General features: G+C 47.4%; 11 protein-coding genes. All 11 read right to left on the minus strand.

Annotated elements, in window-relative coordinates:
- Positions 1 to 147 precede the first annotated feature (147 nt).
- The 11 genes from AC3WTJ_RS25720 to AC3WTJ_RS25770 all read right to left on the minus strand — a co-directional run bounded on the left by AC3WTJ_RS25720 (position 148) and on the right by AC3WTJ_RS25770 (position 14,664).
- Positions 148 to 1,149: a FecCD family ABC transporter permease gene (locus AC3WTJ_RS25720; RefSeq protein ID WP_492524241.1), complete on the minus strand. Its 1,002-nt coding sequence runs from the start codon at positions 1,147 to 1,149 to the stop codon at positions 148 to 150.
- Positions 1,142 to 2,161 carry a FecCD family ABC transporter permease gene (locus AC3WTJ_RS25725; protein ID WP_492524242.1) on the minus strand — a complete coding sequence of 340 codons (1,020 nt, stop codon included), beginning with the start codon at positions 2,159 to 2,161 and terminating at the stop codon, positions 1,142 to 1,144. Before AC3WTJ_RS25725 ends, AC3WTJ_RS25720 begins: the two co-directional genes overlap by 8 nt.
- The gene (locus AC3WTJ_RS25730; RefSeq protein WP_492524243.1) at positions 2,151 to 4,121 is read right to left on the minus strand and encodes an ABC transporter substrate-binding protein; all 1,971 of its coding nucleotides are present in this window, start codon (positions 4,119 to 4,121) and stop codon (positions 2,151 to 2,153) included. The genes AC3WTJ_RS25725 and AC3WTJ_RS25730 overlap by 11 nt, the downstream gene beginning before the upstream one ends.
- A gap of 364 nt (positions 4,122 to 4,485) precedes the next feature.
- Positions 4,486 to 5,037 (minus strand): GNAT family N-acetyltransferase, encoded by a 552-nt coding sequence (locus tag AC3WTJ_RS25735; protein ID WP_492524244.1) that lies wholly within the window; start codon positions 5,035 to 5,037, stop codon positions 4,486 to 4,488.
- Between the two features lie 18 nt (positions 5,038 to 5,055).
- Positions 5,056 to 6,948 (minus strand): substrate-binding domain-containing protein, encoded by a 1,893-nt coding sequence (locus tag AC3WTJ_RS25740; protein ID WP_492524245.1) that lies wholly within the window; start codon positions 6,946 to 6,948, stop codon positions 5,056 to 5,058.
- A gap of 1 nt (position 6,949) precedes the next feature.
- On the minus strand, positions 6,950 to 8,155 hold the full coding sequence (locus AC3WTJ_RS25745) for a response regulator transcription factor (protein ID WP_492524246.1): 1,206 nt from the start codon (positions 8,153 to 8,155) through the stop codon (positions 6,950 to 6,952).
- Between the two features lie 10 nt (positions 8,156 to 8,165).
- Entirely contained in the window at positions 8,166 to 9,950 is a 1,785-nt protein-coding gene (locus AC3WTJ_RS25750; RefSeq protein ID WP_492524247.1) for a sensor histidine kinase, read from the minus strand.
- 37 nt (positions 9,951 to 9,987) lie between these two features.
- The gene (gene yjfF / locus AC3WTJ_RS25755) at positions 9,988 to 11,016 is read right to left on the minus strand and encodes a galactofuranose ABC transporter, permease protein YjfF (RefSeq protein ID WP_127450416.1); all 1,029 of its coding nucleotides are present in this window, start codon (positions 11,014 to 11,016) and stop codon (positions 9,988 to 9,990) included.
- The gene (locus AC3WTJ_RS25760; protein ID WP_492524248.1) at positions 11,000 to 12,040 is read right to left on the minus strand and encodes an ABC transporter permease; all 1,041 of its coding nucleotides are present in this window, start codon (positions 12,038 to 12,040) and stop codon (positions 11,000 to 11,002) included. The genes yjfF and AC3WTJ_RS25760 overlap by 17 nt, the downstream gene beginning before the upstream one ends.
- Positions 12,012 to 13,547: a sugar ABC transporter ATP-binding protein gene (locus tag AC3WTJ_RS25765; RefSeq protein ID WP_492524249.1), complete on the minus strand. Its 1,536-nt coding sequence runs from the start codon at positions 13,545 to 13,547 to the stop codon at positions 12,012 to 12,014. The genes AC3WTJ_RS25760 and AC3WTJ_RS25765 overlap by 29 nt, the downstream gene beginning before the upstream one ends.
- Positions 13,548 to 13,632: 85 nt before the next feature.
- Positions 13,633 to 14,664, minus strand: coding sequence for an ABC transporter substrate-binding protein (locus tag AC3WTJ_RS25770; RefSeq protein ID WP_407868223.1), 1,032 nt, complete (start codon positions 14,662 to 14,664; stop codon positions 13,633 to 13,635).
- Positions 14,665 to 14,689: the final 25 nt, after the last annotated feature.

The following is a 14,689-nucleotide window of genomic DNA, read 5'->3' on the forward strand; positions in this document are numbered from 1 at the left end:
TGTAACAATGCGTACAAGCTTTCGTACAATGAAAACCGCATTCGTGGTCAGACCGCGCCGTTACGCCATCCCTGCAAAACCTACCCCAAAACAAATAAGAACCGTCAGAGGAATATCCTCATGACGGTTCTAACTTAGCGGATCGTATTAACCAATCCCCTTGCGTTTAAACAATAAGTACAGGAAAAACGGGGCTCCGATCCCCGCCGTGAATACCCCTGCTGGTATATCAAGCGGCATAAAGAGCATCCGCCCGGCCAAATCCGCCAGCAGCAGCAAAATTGCGCCGGTCAAAGCCGCAACGGGAATGACGAGCGAATACGAGTTGCCCACAAGCCTGCGAGCAATATGAGGAGCCATGAGGCCGAGGAATGAAATCATCCCCGCTACCCCAACAGCTGCACCTGCGAGTGCTACGCTATAGAGCAGCACCATAACCCGGCTAAACTGCAGCCGGCTGCCCAGCCCCAGAGCCGTCGCTTCGCCTAGGGTCTGAATCGTCAGTTCCTTGGCATACAGAAGCGAAAGCGGGATAAAGACGGCAATCCAAGGGAAAATGACTTGCACATACTTCCAACTTGTCCCGTAAATGCTGCCGGTCATCCAATTCAACACTTGAGCCGCCAAATAAGCCGGCCCGCTAATCAGCAGAAACATGGTAAGGGCGCCCATCGCGGCCGAGAGACCAATGCCGATGAGCACCAACCTGTAGGTCGATACCCCTCTTTTCCAGGCGAGGAGGTAATTGATCAGGACCGCGAGAAGCGCTCCCACCATCGCAACAACCGGAACCCAGTGAATGCTGTAGCCAGTGAACAGCGTCATAAAAGCAACTGCCCCAGCTGATGCGCCTCCCGTGACGCCCAGAATGTCCGGTGAAGCCAGCGGATTGCGAATGGCTCCCTGCAGCAACGTGCCCGATACGGCCAGCGCCGCGCCGATCAAGATAGCGGCAAGAATTCGCGGCAGCCGAAAGTTCAGCAGAATCAGGTCGGAGCTGCCCAAGTTCTGCCCGATCAACGTGCGGAACACCTCGTTCATCGGGATGCCTACACTGCCGAGAGAAAGGCATAACATCGAGATTACAATCATCGCGAGAAATAAACCGATGATGATCATAATCGATCTGCTCGAGCGCGATTTAATCATTGGCCTTCCTCCTCGCCGCATGGATCAGAAACGGCATGCCAAGCATCGCCATGGCGATCCCGACGGGAACCTCTTTCGGCATCAAGACGAAACGCGCAGCCAGATCCGCAGCCACAAGCAGCACAGCTCCGCTTAATGCGCAGCACGGCAGCAGCCAGCGGTGATCCTGGCCAATCAGCGTTCGGCTCAGGTGCGGAACGATTAGTCCGACGAATGCGATCGGACCCGCCGCTGACACGGCACTCCCGGCGAGCAAAACGACCGCAAGTGACGAAAGCAGCCGTACGAGCGTCACCCGCTGCCCCAGCCCCCGGGCGCTTTCCTCGCCTAGCACCATAATATTGAGCGAGCCGGCTAGCAGAAACGCAAGACCTAAGCCAATTGCCATATAGGGGGCTACGGACAATAAATGGTCCAATTTCCTCCCGGAAACGGACCCGATCATCCAGAACAACGCCGCGTCCAGCGACTGCTTGTTAATCAGAATTAAGCCCGACGTAATCGACGTGGCAAAAGCCCCCATCGCCGCGCCGGCAAGCGTAAGCTTAACCGGCTCGAACCAGCTGTCGCGTATCGCCATCGCATAGACGCAGAGCGAAACGAAAATCGCGCCGGCAAAAGCGATCCAAATCATCATATTCATCGTAAGAGCTGATCCGTATAGGACCAGCCCGATGACGATGAATAAAGAAGCGCCGGCATTAATGCCGAAGATGGAAGGCGAAGCCAGCGGGTTTCGCGTCAACACCTGCATGACGGCGCCTGCTACGGCAAGCGACGCGCCTACTGCAGCTGCGACCAGAACCCGCGGTACCCGGGTAGTTCTAAGAATCAAGTGCTCATTTGAACCGTCGAAATGCTTGTAACTCGTCCATAAATCGCCCAGCCGGAATATGTGCTCCCCCAGCAATACGCTCGCTAAAGCAAGCACAAGCAATAACACAGCTCCCGCTGTCAATCCCGCCAGTTTTCTCTTGCGCGTGTCAAGTAAAGCGGCGTTATTATTTGACATCGAAGTATTTAATCAATTCGTCGAGCAGCAGGTTCGCTGCTTTATATCCGCCTGCGGAGTTCCAAATTCCTTCATCTACCTGAATGACTTTATTCGTTTTTGCTACGTTCAAGTTTTTGAATAGCGGATCATTTTGCCATTCCTTCACCACATTCGCTGCATCTGTCTTGCCTTTAGCTTCCGTGACAAAGTAGAACAGGACGTCGCCATCCATTTTGGCGATATTTTCTTTATTCAAAACTTCAATGAAATTCTCCTTATCCTGCGACTCAGGACGTGCGATGCCTAATTGGTTAAGTAATACACCGGCAAATGTTTGTTTCTGATAAATACGCACTTGCGACGCTGAGAAACGGACCAGCGAAACTTTGGTTGCCGCCTTGCTGCCAAGCTTCCCTTTCACTTCCGCTACTCGCTTGTCGAAAGCAGCCATCGCTTTCTCGCCTTCGTCCTTCTTATTTACAGCTTCTGAGTACAGCTTGAAATTGACTTTCCAATCCCCAACCAAGTCAGCCGCGAACACCGTAGGAGCGATTTGCTTCAATTGATCGTAGATTTTCTCCTGTCTCACTTTGTTCCCGATAATCAAGTCCGGCTTCAAGCTGGCAATTAGTTCAAGATTCGGCTGCAATTCATCGCCAACGACCGTTACATTCTGCATATCGTTTTTGATATGGTCGTACCAAGGTTCGCCCAGCCAAGACATAACAGCTCCCACTGGCTTTACACCAACTGCCAGCAGCGCTTCCGTCCCCTCATTGGTGAGAATAACGACACGAGATGGCGTACCGTTAATCGTTGTTTCCCCCATCGCGTGTTTAATGACCCGCGGAGCATCGGCTTCCTTATTAGCTGCTGGAGTTGAAGTGCTGCTAGCGCTGGGTATCGGCGTCACGCTGCTCGTCGTGTTCGGCGATGTCGTTGCCCCCGTTGAACATGCGCTAAGTAATAATGTGAAACAGATGACGACCATGGCAGTCATCCAAGCTCTTGATTTCTTATACATCTGTGAATCTCCCTCTCCCCTGCTTTGATAATGATTCTCATAACCATTCCTACTATAGCGTCTAAGCCCACTTGCCACAATGGGATATCTCGACAGTAAGAATGGATTATTTCGACGCCATTCCCAAGCATGCAGCTCTTTGAATCTTTTGGGAGAGACACCCTCCTGCTTTTTAAAAATCCGGCTAAAATAGTAACTGTCCGTGTAACCGACACTCTCCGAAATCTCTTTCAACGTTTTGTCCGTATAAACGAGCAGTTCCTTCGCCTTGTTCAATCGCAGCCCGATTAAATACTCGATGGGGCTTGTATCCATTTGATTTTTAAACAAACGCAGCAGTTGTCTAGTCGTGCACTCCAGCGTATCGGCCAATTCTTCGAGTGTCACTGTTTCCTGATAATGTTCCTCCATATAATAGACAGCTTGGCTGACGAGATCGGGAGGGATGACGTCGACGCCTTGTTCGTGCAGCTGCTCTACCAGTTCATACAGCAATTGATAAAATAGCGTCTTCACCTTTAACTTATCGAGTGGGCTAGGCGCCTGCCAGATTTGATGCATATGCTCCAGTTTCTGCATCCAGGAAATCGGAAACTTAGGCGATAAACTATAGCGCAGCTGGAACGGATTCTCGCGTTCCATCAGATTGACTAGCTCAATACGGCTCGGAAGCGGCAAAGTTGCCTTGTACAGGACCATGAAATATTCCAGCTGCTCCACAGCCTCAATGTCCAGGCGAATTCCTTTCCCTACATGCAGAACATGAAATCGTTTCATTCGGCTTTCGACTCCATCTATGTGCAGCTGTCCACTGCCTCCCGTGACATATAGGAAAGCGCTTGTCGGCACGCGATATCCGCGCATTACTTCACCAGGCTCAAGCAGCATACGACGAACGTCCATCACTCGAATGAGAACATGATTCCACAAGACGATATGGTCGCTAATTCTCATTAATCTGTCATTCCTTTCATTCCCCTCTATATAAAACTATTTTATCATAATTGAAAATAATTCTCATTATCATTTGAGTGTCGCTCTCCCTCCCCAAACGGATCACTTAGGGGAACTGGAGTCCCCTATTTCCAGAAAAACGACCTGTTCCCTCTCTGAGCGGAACTACAGACCTTTATTTGTCCTCCATGACGTTGTTTACAGGAAAATTCGGCAAAATAGCGGATCGTAGTTCCCCTCACCTATGCAAAATGTGCATTAGCGGAGAAATAGCGGACGCTAGTTCCCTGGAATCCCCTACCACATAAAACAACGAAAAAACCTAGCGATAATCGCTAGGTCCTTTAGTCCCTTTGCCAACGTGTTATTTCAACAAATTCTCATATTCGCCCTTCGTCAAGCCAAACAGGCATTCATCAAAGTGCTGCCCCTTCGTGAAAATCATATTCCGCAGCCTGCCTTCCTGAGCGAACCCAAGCCGCTCATGCAGCGCCACGGAGCCCTCATTAAAGGCATACACATGCGCCGTAACCTTCTGATAGCGCAGCTCTTCGAAATAATACCGCAGCAGGATCTTTATCGCATCCGAAGCGTATCCCTTACGCCAATGTTCGCGAAAAATGGCTACGCCGTATTTGAAAGTGCCATGCCGCCGATCGCAGCTGCTAGTGCTCATGCTCCCAACGAGATCACCATCCAATGTTTCAATGGCGAGCATGACGTTATCGCTGACCGGAACATTCGCTGCCTGATTCGCTGCCCAAGCTTTGGTTCCTTCTTCCGATCTAGGAAAATAGATGACGTCACAGTGCCTCGCACCTTCCGAATCCAAATCATTCAGATGGAATTTCTCCCAATCCGAAGCCAGAACGGGGCGTAACCGGACTTTTTTACCTGACCATATATAGTTTTGCATAAGCCACTCCGTCTTCTATTAATATTTTCGTGTAGAAACATCCCGTTTAGCCGTTTCCTGAGAGAAAATACTTTCCGCTGTAATAATATTCACCGGAATTTCCTTGCCTGTGACGAGATCTTTGGCCGCTTTGATAATTTGTGGCCCCAGCAAGGGATTGCACTCCACGGACATGTTCAGCTTCCCGGCAAGCATAGCTTGAAAGGCAAGTTTCGTTGCATCCACGGAAATGACAATGATGTCTTTGCCTGGCTTCAAGCCCGTCTGTTCAATCGCTTTAATCGCGCCAAGCGCCATATCATCATTATGTGCAAAAACAACTTGCGGTATCTTCCCCTCTTGAAGCACTTTCCCCATTAACTGCTGACCGCTTTCCGTTGTGAAATCCCCGACTTCCGAAGCGATCACACGAAATCCGTCATGCTGAGAGAGCACCTCTTCAAAACCTTGTCTACGCTCAATGGCAGGTGCGGAACCTGCAGTTCCTTGAAGTTCTACAATCTGGGTTTCCCCGGACACAGGCTTGTGCTCCACAAGCCATCGGGCTGCTCGCCGTCCCTCTTCAACAAAGTCCGAACCGATGAACGTCGTCCATAAGGAGTCATCCTCCAGCTTCACTTTGCGATCCGTCAAAATGACCGGTATGCCAGCAACCTTGGCTTCCGCCAACACATCATCCCAGCCGGACTCCACAATCGGCGTGAAGGCAATAACGTCCACCCGTTGCTGAATAAAACTCCGAATAATCTCGATTTGCTTTTCTTGGCTGCCCTCGGCATTTTGCATAATAAGGTCGATGCCGAGGTCTTGAGCCGCCGCATTTTTAATCGATTCGGTGTTGGCTGCCCGCCAGCTGCTTTCAGAGCCTACAACTGCTACGCCCAACTTCATTTTTTTCGGGTTCACACTCATACGTGAAGCAATCTGTTTCAAACCAGGGTCACTGGCTGCACCTAGCTCTCTGGTATTTTTTTGCGTGATAACATGGCTTGGCAAAATAATTTTTTTGGGAATGACCTTCTCACGGTTCAGAATATCGAGTGCATATTGAATGGACTCTCTGCCCCCTGTCGGACTAGTAACCGTCCCGCTGAGAACGCCTTGTTTGACTAGATCAAATCCTCCATTTACCGTGTCCAATCCATCAATACCGATAATTTGCACATTGCTCAAACCTAAAGCATCAATCGCGCGATATGCGCCTAACGCCATGGCATCACTATGCGCAAATACGAGCTTGATTCCGGGAGAACTTGGTAAAATACGCTTCAGCTCGTCCTCTGTTCGATCCCGTTGCCAGTCTCCGACAATGACTTTATCCACCTGAATCGATGGTGATTGCGACAAATAATCTCGAAACCCACGGCTCGTTTCTTCAACGGATCTGGAACTGACGGCTCCTTTGATCTCCACAACATCGGCTGTAGCGCCCCCCAGTAAGTCAGCAGCTAACTTACCCGATTTTTTGCCAATCGACAGATTATCCGACCCGATAAAAAGCGAATAATCATAGCCGGTGACGCCTCGCCCAAGGACAATCACAGGTATGTCCTTATAAACCTCCGTCACGATCGGCGTGAGTTTCTCTGAGTCATTCAGCGAAATAATAAGCAGATCGATGCCGTACTTCATCAGCTTCTGGACATCGTGAACCTGCTTCTCACTATTTTCAGCAGCATCGGTAAAAATAAGCTTAACGTTCTTGTGCTTTTCGGCTTCTTTCCGTATTTCATTGTTCATCAGCAGCTGCCGGGGTTCATTCAAGTTCGGTTGGCTAATGCCAATTAAAAAATCAGGTTCATCTTTTACCGCTTTAAGGTGCAAGAGGCTTGCGACGAGCATGACCACAACCAGGCCAATCAAGCTAAAAATAAGCAGCCAAATGTAACCTTTTTTTGAGGGAACCTTCATCCTAGTAGTCTCCACGCTTTCTATATTCCAGTGGCGAAACGCCTGTCATTTTTTTGAAAGTATGGCTGAAATAATGCTGCGATTGGTAGCCGACTTTTTTCGCAATTTCATACATTTTGGAAGTCGGATCATTCAAATATTGAATGGCTTTTTTGATCCGAATATCGGTCAGACAATCGACAAATGATTTGCCCAAATCTCTTTTTAACAATTTACTCAAGTACGTGGCATTGACGTTCATCTGTTCGGCCACTTCAGACAAGGACAAGTCTTCTTTATAATAGTAAGTTTCCAAATATTTCTTCGTCATCATAACAATAGGAGTCAAAGCGCTTTCACGAATCAGTTCCTGATTCATCTCTTCATAATGCTTAGGCACTTGTTCAAGCTGTTCAACAACCGAATGCGTAAGCAGCATGCTGACTCCCAAATAGGTCATGACTACACGTTCAAACTCTTGATATATGGCTCGTATACTGTTAAGATCTGAAATTTGTGTAAGGGCAGCTATTCGGCCCTTTTCAGCGCTAAAAACCGTAGAAATCGGCAGCTGCGGAAGCATTTCGCTTAAAATATTTTTGATGGCAAATTCAAGCAATCCCGGGTCCCAAATTTTGCTTGGGGCATTCGCTGTCACTTTGCCGAGCGGTTTTAGCAGCAGCATACTGATTTTCCCGTGGAACTGCGGTTGAAAAAACAGCCATTCTTCCTCAAACTGCTCCTTCGTTAGCTTTCCGGTAATCCATTTGCTGAAAAATTCTTCCCGCATCGTTTCCGCATTGAACTCCAATTTATGGTTCATCCATTGCGTATGCTTTTGCTCCACTCTATCTTTCATCAGCACTTCGAGCGCTTTGTTGACGGCTGAGCTGAGCTCCGTTTTTTGCACAGGCTTCAGCAAATAATCAAAGGCATTGAGACGGACAGCTTGCTGGGCGTAAGCAAATTCATCATGGCCTGAGATAACGATCACCAGGCAATTCGGATTTTGATTATGCAATTTTTCGATCAACTCAAGGCCGTTCATGAAGGGCATATTGATATCCACAAACATCAGATCAGGACAAGCCGAAGCCGCGATTTCCAGCGCTTCTTTGCCGTTTTCAGCCTCTGCAACAACCTCAATGCCCATATCTGCCCATGGAAGCGTTTTACATAAACCGTTTCGAATGCGTGGTTCATCGTCTGCAATCATAAGTTTCCACATATTCGTCACCTCATCCTGTCTTTTTCACTGCTTGCACCATTGGATGCTTGATTTCGACTGTTGTACCTTTGCCAAGGGCACTATAGATCTGAATCCCGTAAGCGGTACCATAAGTGAGCTGAATACGCTCATTCACATTGAACAGGCCAATTCCATACTGATCTTCGCGCATTTTCTCCCCACGTAAAATTTGATTGATTTCCTCCAGTTTTTCCGGAGGTATGCCAGCTCCATCATCTGTGATTCGAAAACAAATCAGATCCGACTCCAGCTCAGCACAAATACTGATCTTCCCCTTGCCTGTCCTTGCCTTGATGCCATGATAGATCGCGTTTTCAATTAAAGGCTGCAAAATAAGTTTGAGAACCTGATAGCTGTACAAATGTTCCGGAATATCGAATTTAAAATCTAATTTATCCATATAGCGGGACATTTGAATAATCATATAGCTCTCGGCGTGTTTCACCTCATCCCGTACGGGAATCCACTCGTTTCCGCGATTGAGGCCAATTCGGAATAGATTCGTAAGCGCACCGATCACTTCAATAATATCGTCGGCTTCATATTCTTGCGCCATCCACTGGATGGTATCCAGCGTGTTATATAGGAAATGCGGTTTGATCTGGGCTTGAAGGACTTGCAGCTCAGCTTCCCGCTTTTTTTTCTGCTCCGCATAAACCACATTAATTAAATTATTAATTTCTTCCAGCATATGATTAAAACTGTTGCCCAGTTGTCCGATCTCATCTTTGGTTTCGGAGACGAAACGTTGATTGAGTTCACCGTTCTTCACATGACTCATCAAACTCATCAGCTTGCGGATGGGACGGATCAATGTACCGGTAAAATAAGCGGACAACAAAGACGCTAAAACAATCGTTATGAAGGTAACGATGAGTGTGTACAGCTGAATATCCGTGATAACTCTCTGGTAATCGTCATTTGGAATAACCCCAATGAATCTCCACTTATTCGTTGCGGAATCATTGAACAAAATGCGATAATCGTGCCCTTTAATCTGCTGCGTTAAACTTCCTTGAGAACCGTCCGGCAGCCATTTACTCTGAATACGGTACACAATATCATTCGTTGGCGCATACACAATATTGCCTTTGTGATCCAGGATGTACATAAAGCCGGATTTGCCGAGCTTCACATTTTCGAAGATGGATTTAATCATATCCATTCTTAAATCCATAAGAACGACCCCCAGCACTTCTTCCGTTTGGGGATCCACTACTGCGTGTACGAGCGATAATACATCGTAGGAACTGTAATTTTGGGACGTCGAAACGTTACGCCCTATCGGATTACTAATGATCATCGTATCATTAGGTGCTTTCAGCGCATCCTGAAACCAGCTTTCTTCGACCAAGGAATCGCGCGTAATGCGAAACATATCATGCGATGTAAATGACCCGCTTTTATTAACCAACATAATGCCCATGATTTCTTTATTGCGCTCTGTGTACATGGACAACGTCTTGTCAATCCGTGCAACTTCATCTTTAGAAGGTTCTTGCCCCTTCATTTGCATAAACTTCTCGACTTCCGGATCCTGGCTTATGTAATGTTGAACATCTTTCAGATGCTCGATATAGTAATCCACATTGCTTTCTACCTGATGAATCATTTGCAACGTACTTTGATCCGCTTGATTCTCGGAGTAACTGCTGTATGTTCGAATGCCCCAAAAGCTGAGCGTAAGAATAGAGATAAGAATAATTAAGAGAAAGATGCAGTTTAGCTTAAAACGTATGCTGCGATCGTGCCACCAACGAAGATATGCTCTCACTGCGATCCTCCTCTTAATTGATCTGGTTCTTATAATATCACAACTGAACTACGTTTTGGACGGTACTTTTCGTTTTTTTCGGGTTATGCGGATTCCGCTTTCTTTCCCTTCTCGATACGATGGCCCGCTGCAGGGCGATGAAGGCAAACAAGAGAAAACCGATCACGATTTTCGTCCACCAGGAGCTTAAAGACCCTTGAAACATAATCATCGTTTGAATAACGCCGGCACTCAAAACACCGAGCATTGGACCTACGAAATAACCGAATCCGCCTGTTAAGAGAATGCCCCCAATAACACAAGCCGCAATTGCGTCCATCTCGCCTCCCATTAAATGAAGGCCATAACCGGACAGCATGTAGAAGGTAAACACGATTCCGCTTAATGCCGAGCAAAATCCGCTAAGCGTATACACCGCTAATTTGGTCACATACACAGGAAGACCCATTAATTCTGCAGATTTCTCATTCCCGCCAATTGCATAAACATTTCGGCCAAACGCCGTATATCTTGAAACATAAACAGCTGCAGCGACGGTAACTAACGCGACAACAACCCCAATGGAGATAGACCCATCCCCTGGCAAAGGAATTCTGAAGTTGGAAATGGCGCTGTAAATGGGATTATCAATCACGATACTCTCCGGACTGATCAAAAAGCACGTGCCACGTGCCAAAAACATGCCGCCGAGCGTGACAATCCACGGATGAATATGGAAACGGCAAATCAGATAACCTTGCAATAATCCAAATATAGTGCCTAGCAGCAACACGCTTGGCATAACAACGAATGGATGAATGCCCGCTCTTAGCATAACGGCGGACAGGACACTGACCAAAGCAATCAACGACGCAACGGAAAGATCGATTCCGCCTGTTACAATGACAAATGCAAGGCCCGTCGCCACAATAATCAGAAACGCGTTATCAACGAACAAATTTAAAAAGACTTGCATGGAGAAAAAGCTGTCAAACATCGCGGAGCCTGTTCCATATAGCGAAATGAACAATAGAATCGTGGCAAGAATGGTGATGTTGGAGGATGTAATTTTAAGCGGCATTTTCATGAACAAGCACCTTCTTTCCCGTTTTTCGGCTAAACGTACGACTGAACATACTTCTTAATACGTCAGACTGGACTAAGCTGACAAGAATAATAACGACGGCTTTGACAACCATAACCGACTCCGATGGGACGCCTAACGTGTAAATCGTCGTCGTTAAAGTTTGGATGAATAGAGCGCCTAACACGGTGCCGCCTAAGTAGAAACGTCCGCCTCGCATGGAGGTGCCGCCGATAACAACGGCCAGGATCGCGTCGAGCTCGAACCATAACCCGGCATTGTTAGAATCTGCGCCTGTAATATTGGAGCTGACAATAATGCCGGCAAGGGCTGCGCAAAAGCCGCAAATTACATAGACAGACATCATAATGCGTGTAGAATTAATGCCGGCAAATTCACTGGAAACGCGGTTGGAACCAACGGATTCCAGGAACAACCCAAAAGCCGTTTTCCGTGTAATGACATGTAAAACAACAAAAACAACGACGGCCAAAATAACGGCAAAAGGCAACCCGAGCAAATAGCCTCCTCCTACAAAGCGGTAAGCTTTATCGGAGATCGTAATAATCTTTCCGCCGGAGATCAGCTGTGCGATGCCTCGACCTACGGTTAACAAGATCAGTGTGGCGATCATCGGTTGAATTTTCAACTTCGCTACGAGTAAGCCATTCCAGTACCCGCACAGTACGCCGATTCCCAAACCTGCCAATAAGGCTAAAACGAACGGAACATGTTTCTGCAACAGAAATGCGGCCAAGGAAGCGGCAATCGCCAGCACGGAACCTACCGAGATATCGATTCCTTCTTTGGCAATAACCAGCGTCATGCCCAGCGCTATGATAAGGATTGGTGTTCCTCTGTTTAAAATATCAATCAAACTTCCAAATAAGTGCCCGTCTTGTATCCGAATATTGAAAAAACCAGGAGTAAACAGGGCATTAAATAGCAAAATTACCGCGATCCCTAGTGAGGGCCAAAACAATTTGGAGCGAATCGCATTATGAAACATGCTCTTTAGCGGCGTCATTTTTATACCCTCCCTCTGCAATCATCTGCATAATTCGTTGTTCACCGATTTCGTTCCCGTTCAATTCACCGATGATCTGCCGATCACGCAATACCAGAATGCGGTCACAGCAGCCAACCATCTCTTCCCATTCCGATGTGATCATCAAAATGGTCATTCCCTCCGCTGCAAGCGATAAAATTAGTTTGCGAATTTCCGCTTTGGAGCCTACGTCAATACCGCGAGTCGGCTCATCTAAAATGAGGAGCTTCGGTTCTGTCGCTAACCATCTCGCCAATATCGCCTTCTGCTGATTCCCTCCGCTAAGCTGATCAATTCTTTGCTCCATGCTGGAAGCCTTGATGCTAAGCAGCTTCATATAATACTCTGCGATTTCTTGCTGCTTGCGAAGCGATAAATTATGCAAGATTCCGCGTTTGGCTTGCAGCGCGAGCACAATATTTTCCCGAACCGTCAATTCCCCGATAATGCCTTCAACCTTACGATCTTCCGGACAAAATGCTAAACCGTATTCGATCGCTTTCTTAGGAAACATGGTGCGGATCTTATCATTATCGATCGTCATGGCACCTTCATCCGCCTTATCGATGCCAAAAATCAACTTTGCGATTTCCGTACGCCCCGATCCGAGCAAACCTGCAAGTCCTAAAACCTCTCCTTTGCGAACCGTTATATCAAATGGCTCCATGGAACCTCGACGTCCTAATTGTTTGGCTGACACCCACACCTCGCCTTTTTTCATTCCGACAATCTTGCTTTGCTGTTCTTCATCCGTCCATTCACGGCCAATCATCTTGGAAATCAGGTTAATTCTCGGCAATTCCTCCGTTAAGTACTCGCCTACCAACTCGCCGTTTCTTAGCACCGTAATGCGATCGGATACCTCATAGACTTGATCCATGAAGTGCGTAACGAAGACGATTGCCATCCCCTCGTCCTTCAGTTTCCTCATAATTCGGAAAAGTTCCTTGACCTCCTGCTGATCCAGGCTGGACGTCGGTTCATCCAGAATAAGCAGCCCGGAAGAAATATCGACTGCTCGAGCAATCGCCACCATCTGCTGGATCGCTACGGAGAACTCGGAAAGCGGCTTCGTTACGTCTAGTTGGATGCTCAATCGCTCCAGCAGTTCCTCCGCCTTATGGTTCAAGGCGTGCCAATCGATGCTTCCTCCGCGCTTACGGGGTTGGCGGCCGATGAACAAATTCTCCGCAACGGATAAATTCGGGCACAGATTCACTTCTTGGTAAACCGTACTGATGCCCAAAGCCTGCGCATCCTTTGGAGATTTAATATGCACTTCCTGGCCGTTCAAAGTAACGATGCCTTGGTCCATCTCATGCACACCTGTCAAAACTTTAATCAAGGTGGATTTCCCTGCGCCATTCTGTCCCATCAAAGCATGAATTTCTCCTCTTTTAAGCTGAAAATCCACATTCGTTAAAGCTTTGACACCAGGGAAAAATTTGCTAACGCCAGTCATCGTTAATACGGGTTGCTGCTGCATTCCTCTCCACTCCTTTATTCATTCTTGGATGAACGAAATCAAGAGCTCCGATTGACTCTTGATTTCGTTTAATTCTCTATTTATCTTAGTACTTACGATTTGGCAGAGCGTCGATAGCTTTTTGGCCTGTGAACACATCTTCGTTGGATTTAATCCATTTCGGAAGCTGTTTTCCGGCTTTCAGGTCTTTTGCCGCTTGGAACAATTGAGGTCCGAGAAGTGGGTTACACTCAACAACCGTATTCAGCTTGCCGGCTTTGACAGCTTCGAAAGCTTCTTTAATACCGTCAATGGAAACGATTTTCACGTCTGAACCTGGTTTTTTACCAGCTTCTTCAATCGCTTGAATTGCTCCTAGAGCCATGTCATCGTTATGAGCGTATACGCCTTGAATATCTTTACCTTCAGGGGATTTCAAGATCGCTTCCATGACTTGTTTACCTGTTGCACGGTTGAAATCACCGCTTTGCGATTTTACGATTTTAATGTTCGGGTGATTTTTCATCTCATCGTCAAAGCCTTTTTTACGGTCGGTTGCTGCGCTCGCGCCAACAGTTCCTTCCAGCTCAACGATATTCCCTTTGTCTCCAAGGTGCTCAGCCATTGCTTTGGCTGCGTTTTGGCCTTCCACGATAAAGTCAGAACCAATGAAGCTTGTGTATAGATCTTCATTCTTTTTGTCGATGCCACGGTCAACGAGGATAACCGGAATTTTCGCATCTTTCGCTTCTTTCAGAACAGCTTCCCAGCCTGTTTCTACGACAGGAGCCATGGCGATGACATCAACCTTTTGGGCGATAAAAGAGCGAATGGCTTTGATTTGGTTTTCTTGTTTTTGCTGCGCATCAGAGAACTTCAAATCGATCGTAGGATCAGCCTTGGCTGTATCTTGAATGGATTGCGTTTCCGCACCGCGCCAGCCGCTCTCCGCTCCGATTTGGGAGAAACCAACGGTAACTTTGCCATCTCCTGCTTTAGCTGCCTCTGCCGCCTTCGTAGCTTGAGGCGCTGTTGTAGCGGAAGTCGTTTCTGTTGTTTTAGCCCCGCAGCCTGCGACCAATGACATTAACACCGTTGCTGTTACAAGTGCCCCCATGACTCTTTTTCTTTGTACCATTTGTGTTCCTCCTCGAAATAATTAT

This window comes from Paenibacillus sp. FW101-FHT12H11 (genome assembly GCF_058790355.1).

What these genes read in the sequence shown, in the direction of transcription:
- AC3WTJ_RS25720 (WP_492524241.1), bottom strand. Translation starts at nt 1,149, where the DNA reads ATGATTAAATCGCGCTCGAGCAGATCGATTATGATCATCATCGGTTTA.
- AC3WTJ_RS25725 (WP_492524242.1), bottom strand. Translation starts at nt 2,161, where the DNA reads ATGTCAAATAATAACGCCGCTTTACTTGACACGCGCAAGAGAAAACTG.
- AC3WTJ_RS25730 (WP_492524243.1), bottom strand. Translation starts at nt 4,121, where the DNA reads ATGAGAATTAGCGACCATATCGTCTTGTGGAATCATGTTCTCATTCGA.
- AC3WTJ_RS25735 (WP_492524244.1), bottom strand. Translation starts at nt 5,037, where the DNA reads ATGCAAAACTATATATGGTCAGGTAAAAAAGTCCGGTTACGCCCCGTT.
- AC3WTJ_RS25740 (WP_492524245.1), bottom strand. Translation starts at nt 6,948, where the DNA reads ATGAAGGTTCCCTCAAAAAAAGGTTACATTTGGCTGCTTATTTTTAGC.
- AC3WTJ_RS25745 (WP_492524246.1), bottom strand. Translation starts at nt 8,155, where the DNA reads ATGTGGAAACTTATGATTGCAGACGATGAACCACGCATTCGAAACGGT.
- yjfF (WP_127450416.1), bottom strand. Translation starts at nt 11,016, where the DNA reads ATGAAAATGCCGCTTAAAATTACATCCTCCAACATCACCATTCTTGCC.
- AC3WTJ_RS25760 (WP_492524248.1), bottom strand. Translation starts at nt 12,040, where the DNA reads ATGACGCCGCTAAAGAGCATGTTTCATAATGCGATTCGCTCCAAATTG.
- AC3WTJ_RS25765 (WP_492524249.1), bottom strand. Translation starts at nt 13,547, where the DNA reads ATGCAGCAGCAACCCGTATTAACGATGACTGGCGTTAGCAAATTTTTC.
- AC3WTJ_RS25770 (WP_407868223.1), bottom strand. Translation starts at nt 14,664, where the DNA reads ATGGTACAAAGAAAAAGAGTCATGGGGGCACTTGTAACAGCAACGGTG.